We start from the raw sequence: 10,170 nt of genomic DNA on the forward strand, positions 1-10,170 counted from the left end.
GCCATGAGCCTGTGTACCGTGAGTTTTACTTGAAAAAGTATCGTGAAGTGCCGAAGCATCAACATAAACGTGCCCTTGTACTGACGGCAAGAAAATTGGTGCGGATGGTGGATGTGCTGCTACGCAACCGCCAACTTTATGCGCCGGAAAGGAGCGTGTAATTATCGATCTTTACTGATCGATCCGTATGCCCTTTATTGCCCGAACAAATATTCCTGGTTTGATTCGGGTCTGGTTTGTGTGCGCTTTTTTCAAATCTATTATCGTCAAAAGTAAATTTTTTTCGCATTACCCCCTTGACTTATCACCACAAGTCTTTTTTAGCGAAAGTGGTATTACCACTTTCGCTTCATTATAGGCTTCTCATCGGGAACTGTCAAGAATAGTCGCACTTTTTTGTCATGTTTTTTCTATTCATTATTTCGGTTCTGCCACCATACCCATAAACAATATTTCATTGGTTCCTTCATCATGAATCATAAAGTAGAAGGGTCTGTTCACTACCATCTGGAAGGGTTCCTCTATTGGCATAGAAGTGACACGCACTTCTACAGAAGTAACCGCTGCTGCTTCTGTCCCTGTTTCTTCTACCTCAATAAAACTTTTATGTTTTATATCGCTGATAAAGGCATTTTCTCCCTGCTCCCAGCTTACCATCTCCGAAAAATCGGCCTGTGTTGGATCAAAAGCAATCTCCATCCCCATACGGCTCAAGGCTTCTTTTAAACTTTTTTCGTAAGCCATTGTAAATCGTGGTAATTTCAGATGTCCTTCCCGTCTGGAAAACTGATTTTTCCATTCTTCCCATTGTTCTGTCGATAAATCATCTACAAAGGATTCTAAAGAACGCTCTTTCCAAGGCAGAAACACATACATGGCCATTTGTTCTTTTTCTCCATAGGGAAGTCGGATGGCTTGAAAAGCTTCTTCTTTTTCCAGGTATAAAAATTCATCCTGACGGTTCATAAAAGATATTCCTTTCAGGGTTTCTTCAGAACGATAAAAAGCTTCTTCTGTTGTTTTATCCGGATCAAAAGCCGTTGTCCAATCTCCTTGAAAATAAACGGCGTTGATTAAAAACAGAAGGGTCTGAGGATCTATCGGATATTCCACTATTTCTTCGATCAATCCTTCCGTGCTATCTTCAACCCATTGGTTAATCCTTTCAACAGCTTCTTCTGTGCTAAAGTCCAGCGCATTAGCCGCCGCACTGTAATATTGCTGATTGTTGTGAATAAAAGCTGGGTTTAATGAGATTCCCTCTCTCATCCAGAGGGAGTTGGCAATACGGAGAGTCACCTCTTCATCAGCTTCCTGAAGCAAGTATTGACGAAGCTTATTGTTCAGATTAAAGGTTTCCAGATCAACGCCTTCTACCTCTAAGGTTTTTGCCATGGCTTCACGGGTTTCGCCATCAGCACCGTTCATAGTCATGGCCAATGCTGTGTACATACTGGTAGGAGAAATCATTTTATTTTCTTCTCCTTCCATTAACTGCTGAAACATCTGAAACCCAAACTGATTTGACTTGTTTGCCAGCTCCTGATCAAAGGATTCTAACACCTCCGGTGCCGGTTCTGAAATTTCGACAGGCAGATCAGCTTCCACCTCATCGCAGCCTACCAAAAGAAGGCTTAAGAGCAGCAAACACATCACTACGAGAGAAATGGTTTTTTTTCCTTTGCTTTTCCTCATTTTTTCTTTGCTCCTTTCAAAATGTTTTTCTTCCTTGTACGGTTGTACGGTTCTGCTTCATCCCTGGAATCTCTTTCACTGATATAGACGTCTTTTCAAGTAATTGGTTGCTTTCCGAAAAAAATCCTTTACCTCTGCTCAGGTAAAGGATTGGATTTCTATTTATACGACAATGTTTTTACGCCCTGCACTTTTTGCTTTATAAAGCAATACATCAGCTAGTTCCACCAGATCTTGAGGTTTCTTATCTTTTAATTCTACAATACCGGCACTCAGGCTGATGGCTTTATCGCAGGTTGGTGGTGTTAGTTTTTCTATTTTCTTTTGGATTCGTTTGACGATCTCATGGGCCTGGTTTTGCTTCGTGTTTGGAAAAATAATAGCAAACTCATCACCACCATACCGGCACACTAAATCATCCTCCCGACAACATCGTTTCAAGCTTTCTCCAATGGCTGTCAACAATTTATCGCCAGCCGTATGACCACATTGATCATTGATTTCTTTGAAGTAATCCAGGTCTATCATCGCAAGGGACAAAGGCTTTTCAGCACTATGAGCAAATTCGATTTCTCTGCCCAGAAGATCATAAAAAGCTTTGTGATTGTATAAACCTGTCAGCGCATCCTGTTTCGATATTTTCAGTAGTTGGCTATTTCGAAAAGTAAGTTTTTGATTTGCCTCTTCCAGTTCTGACGTTACCTGGTCCACCAAATGGGTTAAGGCTTTTATGCTGGAAAGTTGTCGGTCAGCCGTTTTTTTCCTGCATAGGGTATATTCATTCATGGTTATTTCCGGAGTATGCGAAGCATTTTCAGATAAAAGTAATATAGTCATCGTAGCATTCAACACATGGTGAGTCTGTTCGGAATGATAAAATTCTCCATAGGTAAAAAAGCCGGCGGTGCTCACTGAATGAGAGAGAGGCTTCACTTCTTTTGCCGTATGTTCCCCTAACAGCGAATGCCGAGCCGCACAGGAAAAAATAAGGGCCGCTTCCGCCGGAAAAGACTGTAGGGGCAAAAAATCTTTTTGCATGTTTTCCAAAATCATGGACGGATTTCCATAACCAAACTGTACGACTTCGCCTTCCTGTAAATCACCAGCATATTGAACACTTCCATCTTCGTACAGCCCTACCACACAGCGAGCTATATCCATTTCCTTACGTCGAAGCAATAAGGGAAAATCAGCACCGATGGAATGAGGAAGGGCTTCCAGCTTTTCCACTCCCAGGTATTGCCGATATAATGCTTCAACCGGCCGATGATCTATTTCATATACTCGATTTCCGGAGGATTTTGTGATAGTCATTTCTTTCCCAATTCTTTTCCAATTAAGACGATAAGCGTTGGAAACCGACAAATGACGACTATTGACCGTAATCCCTACGGCTCCATTTTCAAAAACATGATTATTTAAGAATAATAAGGTTTTGTCCAATCGAAGGTTATCTCCTGCCATTCCACCAGCAATTGGAATATCTGTGGATATTTTCGAAACGCCCTCTAAAAGCCGGGTAGGATCCGTATGCAGCCCTTCTGCAAAAAGAAGCAGTAATTTGCTATGATCTCGAAGGGTTTGACGGGCTATATGCGTTCCTACGGCTTCTTCATTGCCTTCTGTCACCTCACGATAACTAGCGTGTAATTCAACAGGTTGTTGAAACTGACAAAAGGTGATGCTAATGCCATCGTTGCGTATATGTTCTCCATCGATGGTTCCGGAAGCAGAACAACCAGCAAGTGTCGCTTCCGGCAGCACCTTCATAATATGTTGGTTCACTTCCGCAATATAATGCCTATTTGCTGTATTAGCAAATACCAATACCAGCAGGCCTTTACCTTCCAGCTCATTGTTTTTAATAAACTGGTTTAAGTGCTTTTTTGACCGGTAAAGGATATTCACCATTTTCATTGCTTTTACCTCCTCGGCGTAAGCAGAATGCTTAGCCTCTAGTATCCACTATCTTCTTTTACTTTAATCTGAAATCTTTTATCTTGAAGCATTTCTGTTATTTTCTCAGCTCTCACCGGTTTACTGAAATAATACCCCTGGCCAACAGGGCATTGTTCATCTCGAATAAATTTCAACTGATCTTCTGTTTCAATTCCTTCTGAAATCAATGTCAACCCTAAAGACCTGCCCATAGCAATAATCGTTGATGCAATGTCTCTATTCTGTCGGCTATATTCCAGATTTGTTATAAATGACTTGTCGATTTTAAGGGTGTTCACCGGCAAACGTACCAGATAGCTAAGGGAGGAATAACCAGTACCAAAATCATCAATGGAAATCCTTATTTGTTTTCTTTGAAGCTGACGAAGTTTTTCCACGCTGCCTTCCACATCCTGTATGACCGTACTTTCTGTCAGTTCAATTTCCAAAGAACTGGATTTTATACCGGTTTCTTCCAGTACCGCTTCCAGATCTTTCAAAAATTCTATTGCACCAAAATGCCTTGCGGATATATTGATTGCCATGATGCCTGGGTTAAGCCCCATCTTTTCCCACTCCTGGTGCTGATGACAAGCTTCCCTCATGACCAGATTTTCTATTTTCCTTATCTGACCACTTCTTTCAGCTAAAGAAATAAATTCGTCCGGAGGAATGCGTCCATAGATCGGATGGTTCCATCGAACCAACGCTTCCACACCTACCATTTCACCATCCTTCAATGATACCAGCGGCTGATATTCCAAATAAAACTGATTTTCTTCCAAGGCCTCCACCAAATCTTTTTCTAATTCCCGTTGGCTAAGGACTTCATCCATGGTTTCCGGATCAAATAACTGAACCTGCCTTCCTCCTCTTTCTTTGGCAATATTCTTTGCAAAACCCGCATTTTTCATTAAATCCTTAAGACTACGGCAATGGTCAGGATAAACCGAAATTCCAACACTAAAAGCCAGTCGCTGTTCTTCATTTTCCAACATAAAGGGCCGCTGTAATTCACTAAGCATCTCTGTTGCCTGTTGCAAAGAATGCGCAACGGATTCTCCTTCATGGCATAAGATTAAAAACTCATCACTGAGCCCCCGATACAAAAAACAATCCTGATCATGAATCTGCCGGATCCTTTCCGCAATTTTACGAAGCATTTCATTACCATGAAGGTATCCATATTTTTCGTTCATGCGGCCAAATTTGTCTGGTGCTACGATTACTAGCGTCCAAAGAGATGGGTTTTCTTTTTTTTCTACATGTTTCTGAAAATCCTCATCAATAACCCGATGATTCGGTAGTCCTGTCACCGGATCATAGTACGTCAACAGATTAATTTGATCCATCATTCGATTAAAGCTTTTTCCTGCTTTTTGAATTTCATCTTTATGGTTGAACTTTGCACGAACCGTCAAATCACCATCAGCTGCCCGGGCAAATAGCTGTTCTAGCTCCAGAATTGGCCTGGAGAAATGGTTAGCTAGTACCATAGATGCCGTTGCGGCTATTGCAATCAACATCCACACCATGGGATAGAAGGTTTGCTGAAAGGATTCCATCGGCATCATTGCATCTGTAGCTAGACGACCTGCTAATAAAGTGAACTGGGTTCCAGGCACCCGAGCATAGCCCATAAAATATTTCTCTTCTTCTACCCAGTAACTTCCAGAACCCTGCTGGTTTTTCATTGCTTCCCGGACAAAATTCCGCCGTTCCTTTAATTCAGGAAAAAATCGTGCTTGGGTTTCCAATGTTTCCCGTCTATAAACAATTTCTTCATTTTCCGGATATGCCTGAAATGCACCAAAATCGTTGATCATGTAAGCCTTCCCTTGAATTTCTGTCTTCACCTCCGAAACCAGATCATTAATCATGGCCCCGTCATTCCGAAGATAAATAAGCGCTGGTCTTCCATCTTCTGTTTCCATCGGTACCATCAGCGCAACAAAAGGCTCTCCTGTTATTCTGGAAATCAAAACATCTGAAATAGCTCTCTGTCCAGCCAGTGACCGTTGAATATGGGATCGATCCATTAAATTAACCTCTGTACCATCTGTATAAAATGCATTGCCTTTGTCATCAATAATGGCAAATTCGTCAAGATTTAACCGATCCCGCTCCTGTCTGAGGATATCCAACTGTGTCTCTAAATCCCCTTGAATAAACGCCGGCTGTGCTGCCAGTATTTCCAAGTGATTCCATTGCATCTCAAACATCATGGCCAGTTTTTCCGCACTTTCCCGCGCCATGGTTTCCAAGGTTTTTTCCGTTTCTCCCGCTACAACTCTCCAACCTACCTGCTGAGCTAAGTAGCCTGTTAACAATGCCATCACCAGGCTGACTCCAAGAATTAGTGCCAAAAGTTTTGTGCGTATACTCTTCATAAAATGTCAGCCACCTTTCATGATCACATCCATTTTTTGCTTCCTCGTCGTTCGATCGACAGTCCCTTCTCTACCGATATCCTTGTCGCTGTCCACCTATAGATATCTTCTATCCATTTTTGATTTTGGATAAATAGATTTTATTTCAAAGTTTATGGTAAACAAGGTACAATGGTTTTAACCGTTATTCTTTATTTTATCATAAAAAGGTGGTTTTTTATCATGTTAATGGATTTACATATTCATGAAAAGACCTGTTCTTCCGATAGTTTTCTGGATTTAAGAAAAATCGTGAGGCTGGCTCAAGAAAAAGGGCTGCAAGCCATTGGTATTACCGATCACGATAGCATAGGCCTTTACCCTATTGCACAGAAAGTCAGCGTTGAAATGAATTTTCCTATCTTGGTGGGTGTTGAAGTGCTAACCCATGAAGGAGATTTGCTTCTTTATGGAGTGGATCATATTCCTGATCAAAAAATGCATGCCCAAGAACTCATCAACTGGACAAAAGAAAGAGGCGGCATTTCCATTGCTGCCCATCCTTACCGAAAAAACGGCCGAGCTCTGGGTGATACCATGTTCAAACTGAAAGGCTTAGATGGCATTGAAGCCTTAAACGGCAACACCCCTATGTCTCTCAATGAACAGGCCTGGGCAGCTGCATTAAAGCTTGGTTTGCCGATGCTTGGAAGCAGCGATGCCCATTATGAAGAACGAGTCGGCGTCTTTGCTACCAAATTCAGCCGTAACGTCATTCATATGGAGGATCTCCTTTCTGAAATTCGAGCTGGTAACACTGTTCCTGTTTATTACAGTCAGGGTACCTATCATTCTTATGATATGGAAAAAATTCATGAGCTGGCTGTGTCCTAATAACATTTGTATAATTTTTCTTCTTTTGTTTGCAACTTTTTTTCAATCTCCTTCGTCTTAGTCTGTAGTCGTAAAAAATTACCAGTAATAACAGGAGGAGAATTGACAATGAAATTATTTGCAGCCAAAAAAAATCGATCAACAGCTATTTTAGTCGCCTTATTAGTAGCGCTGTTACCCTTGGTAGCCTTTGCCGATGAAGCGACATCAGAAGAAAAGGAATTACTCGCTTTTCAGCAGATTGACGGCTATGTCAAGGAAATGACCGAAGATGCTGATGCGGACAGCGCTTTCCTGCGAATGGAAGACCAGGAAGGAAATCCTTTCGATCTTCATCTTACAGAAGAAACAATCGCAATAACTGATGAACTTCCTAAAGAAGGAGATTCCGTTATCGCTTACTATGACAACCGAAAGCCCATGATCACTATTTATCCACCTCAATACCACGCCGTAGTCTTTATGGTCTCTAGCGACCATCAGCAGTTATTTGTTGGAGAATTTGATGAACATTTAATAGACTCTACCAACTATCTTCGTCTTATAATGCAGGAGGATACCATGGTGATAGACCATCAGCACCAGGTTTATGAAGGTCCTCTGGAAGGTAAAACCTTAGCCGTTTTATATGGCGCTGCCACCAAAAGCATTCCGGCTCAAACAAGTCCCAACTTAGTAGTGGTGCTGCCAGAAGAAAATGAAACTAAAGATACCGATGAACCAGAGCGCTATCAACCAGACGTTACGTCGATGGACCTAATCGTAAAGGGAGAACGGCTAGATGCACCCAGTGCTTGGATGACAGAGGAAGAAGTGGTCATGTTACCTGTAGCGGCCATTGCCGAAAAAATCGGATTCAACGTTATGTGGAGTGAAGAACTTCAGACCGTTATGCTTAGCGACAGTATTACCTTAACCATCGGTGAAGATGCGTATGTGAACATGAAGTACGACGAACCTATTACCTTAGGTCAAGCTCCGGTTGTCCGTGATGGCCGAAGCTTTGTACCGTTGTCTTTTTTCAGAAAGGTAATTCCCATGAATAATGCTTATGTTTTTGAAAACCAAATTCTTATTGATAACGAAGACCCTATGGAGTAATTTTCAGTCGAGGCGACGGTTTATTATGCAAGCATGACTATCTTATACAAAATAGTCATGCCAACATATTTGTACTTTACTCATTTTTCATTGATCGTTACACATAAGATCATCAGGCTATTGGAGATTCTCCAGTAGCCTTTTTTGTGTTTGTTTCTTCCCTTTGCCAGGTGGGCAAACAAAAGCGATTTGAGATAGATAGGCTACACTCTAATAAGAAGTAAAGAGCGACGGTGCCCTTTAAGATAGCTGTGCTCTTTCTATTTCTTTACCTAATATAAAAACGAGGTCATCTATGACCCCGCTTCCACTAATCTTTTAATTAGTAAATAATCACCACTTCCCTGGTAGAATTAATCCATTCCGCCCGAGCATCCAGATTATCCGTTGAGAATCGGAGCGGGACAAAGGTTCTTCCACCAATAGACACGGGTGCTACGTCCATACGACTCATGCTTCCGTTGGTGCGAATATCGTTTCGGTTTAACCACATTTCTACTTGGTTGCCCCTGGCATTTAAGGTGATTTTGCTTTCATTGCCATCCCATCCTACGGTACCGCCCATGGCTTCTACAATGGCTCGTATGGGTACCATGGTTCGTCCTGAGGTAATTCTTGGGACGGTTCCTCGACCTGGGTCTATTTCTTCAGCAACGCCGTTAACGATCATATGGGGCTTATCAATGGTCAGAACGATAAAACTTCGTTGTTGTGTACTGCTGATGATATTGGAACTGCTGCGTACGGTGTAAGTGGCAATGGCTTCTCCCAGTTCTTCCTGGATGTCTTGCAGGGGATTGGCTTCCCGCAGTACTGGTTTTACGGTGTAATGGTAGTCTGTATTGGGTTGAATGTTCACATCAATAAAGGGTAGTTCTTCAATAAAGAAGTCGGTTACGGATTCCCCTAGTTTGGAAGGGTCTGTGGATCGAAAAATCCGGTATCCTAATGCACCTCTGACAGTAGGCCATTCCATCCGGTTGCCGGCATTTGTGGCTTCCATAGCCTGGCCAGTTGTGGCTGGTGGTGCCGGGGTTGGGGTTGGTTCTGGCTCTGGTTGTGGTGCTGGAGCGGGGGCATCTGTTGCATTTCCCCATACTCTGGCAAAACCTTCGTTGTTGGATTGACTGTTATGAGACCAGGAAGCTGGATCTGAATCAATCACTGTATAGGTACCGGCTTTAATGGTGGCATTAGGCTCTACAAACCAGTAGGCGTTCGGTGTATTCATGTATCCGGTTCTAGCTGTTGCGGTCCAAGGACCATATATGGTTCCATCGGTATGTTGCAGCCCAATCCTGCCGGCTGGCGCTCCCCGTTGATTGTTCCAATGATAGGTTTCTATTTTGGTAATCTGATGGGGCTGTTGAATGGTAAACTGGGTTGGATTGCTGGGACCATTCAGGACACCGGCGATATTATTGTTATCAAAAATTAAGTTGTTTTCGTCACTGGTGGAGCTAGGTGTTGGTTCCGATGTGGGTGCCGGCTCTGGTGCTGGCGTTGGAGTGGGCTCTGGCGCTGCGCTCTCCTGCCATTCGTAGACGTAACGAACTCTCGATAGCCCCATTCTCCCTGGTCCTGTCTGTACCTGAAGGATTCGCTCAGTTCCCTCTGGAAGAGCACTCCAGACCGTTCCGCTGAAAGTAACGGAAGTAGATCCTTGCACCCAGAGCTCATCATTCTTTGCACTTTGATATTGTCCGAGTCTTAAACTAGTTTTTCCGGGATGCCCCTCAATTTCAAAATGTCCACCAGACAGGGCTCTTCTAGCTATAGCATGGAAGTTAATCCATAAACCTCCTGTTTCATTCGCTCTTACTTCCTGTTTCACCTCAATGCTGACTTTCTGGTCAGCCTGGAGCACTTCTGGCGGTGTTGTCCACGCATAAATAACATGCATATGCCTGTCTGGGTGATTATGGGTTATTCCCGGACTATGTTCTTCAATTTCGTGTCTGTTGCTTTCTTGAATCAATACGCCATTGCCATTACCAACATTATAGCGATGCTCTCCACGTGGCGACTCCTGCCATTCTGCACCTACTCCGTACAGTGTCTCTTTAAGCACCCAAGCCCCTTCTGATGCAAAGGCCTTTTCCATGGATGCCAGGGAAACCAGAGAAAACAGCAATGCTACACATAAAATCATTGAAATTCTTTTTTTCTTCAT

Annotated in this window: 6 protein-coding genes and 1 pseudogene; 3 read left to right on the top strand and 4 right to left on the bottom strand. The window is 42.8% G+C overall.

Annotation, left to right across the window (positions count from 1 at the left end; genetic code table 11):
• Positions 1-161, top strand: a pseudogene (locus BLV55_RS14510) (IS110 family transposase); the annotation flags it as partial.
• A 256-nt stretch (positions 162-417) separates the two neighbouring features.
• Here the strand turns inward: BLV55_RS14510 and BLV55_RS13870 are convergent.
• From BLV55_RS13870 to BLV55_RS13880, 3 genes are all read right to left on the bottom strand, one after another.
• Positions 418-1,695: a serpin family protein gene (locus tag BLV55_RS13870; protein ID WP_093315487.1), complete on the bottom strand. Its 1,278-nt coding sequence runs from the start codon at positions 1,693-1,695 to the stop codon at positions 418-420.
• Between the two features lie 162 nt (positions 1,696-1,857).
• Positions 1,858-3,612: a sensor domain-containing diguanylate cyclase gene (locus BLV55_RS13875; RefSeq protein ID WP_093315489.1), complete on the bottom strand. Its 1,755-nt coding sequence runs from the start codon at positions 3,610-3,612 to the stop codon at positions 1,858-1,860.
• A 38-nt stretch (positions 3,613-3,650) separates the two neighbouring features.
• The gene (locus tag BLV55_RS13880) at positions 3,651-6,023 is read right to left on the bottom strand and encodes a bifunctional diguanylate cyclase/phosphodiesterase (RefSeq protein WP_093315491.1); all 2,373 of its coding nucleotides are present in this window, start codon (positions 6,021-6,023) and stop codon (positions 3,651-3,653) included.
• A gap of 222 nt (positions 6,024-6,245) precedes the next feature.
• On the opposite strand from BLV55_RS13880, the gene BLV55_RS13885 reads away from it, so the two are divergent.
• Positions 6,246-6,896, top strand: a complete 651-nt coding sequence (locus tag BLV55_RS13885; protein WP_176968432.1) for a PHP-associated domain-containing protein — start codon at positions 6,246-6,248, stop codon at positions 6,894-6,896.
• A 108-nt stretch (positions 6,897-7,004) separates the two neighbouring features.
• Positions 7,005-7,997 carry a copper amine oxidase N-terminal domain-containing protein gene (locus BLV55_RS13890; protein WP_093315495.1) on the top strand — a complete coding sequence of 331 codons (993 nt, stop codon included), beginning with the start codon at positions 7,005-7,007 and terminating at the stop codon, positions 7,995-7,997.
• 322 nt (positions 7,998-8,319) lie between these two features.
• On the opposite strand, the gene BLV55_RS13895 is transcribed toward BLV55_RS13890, so the two are convergent.
• A partial coding sequence (locus tag BLV55_RS13895) for a copper amine oxidase N-terminal domain-containing protein (protein ID WP_093315497.1) occupies positions 8,320-10,170 on the bottom strand: 1,851 nt, incomplete at its 5' end.

Origin of the sequence: Tindallia californiensis, from assembly GCF_900107405.1 — a bacterium.
GTDB lineage: Bacteria > Bacillota > Clostridia > Peptostreptococcales > Tindalliaceae > Tindallia > Tindallia californiensis.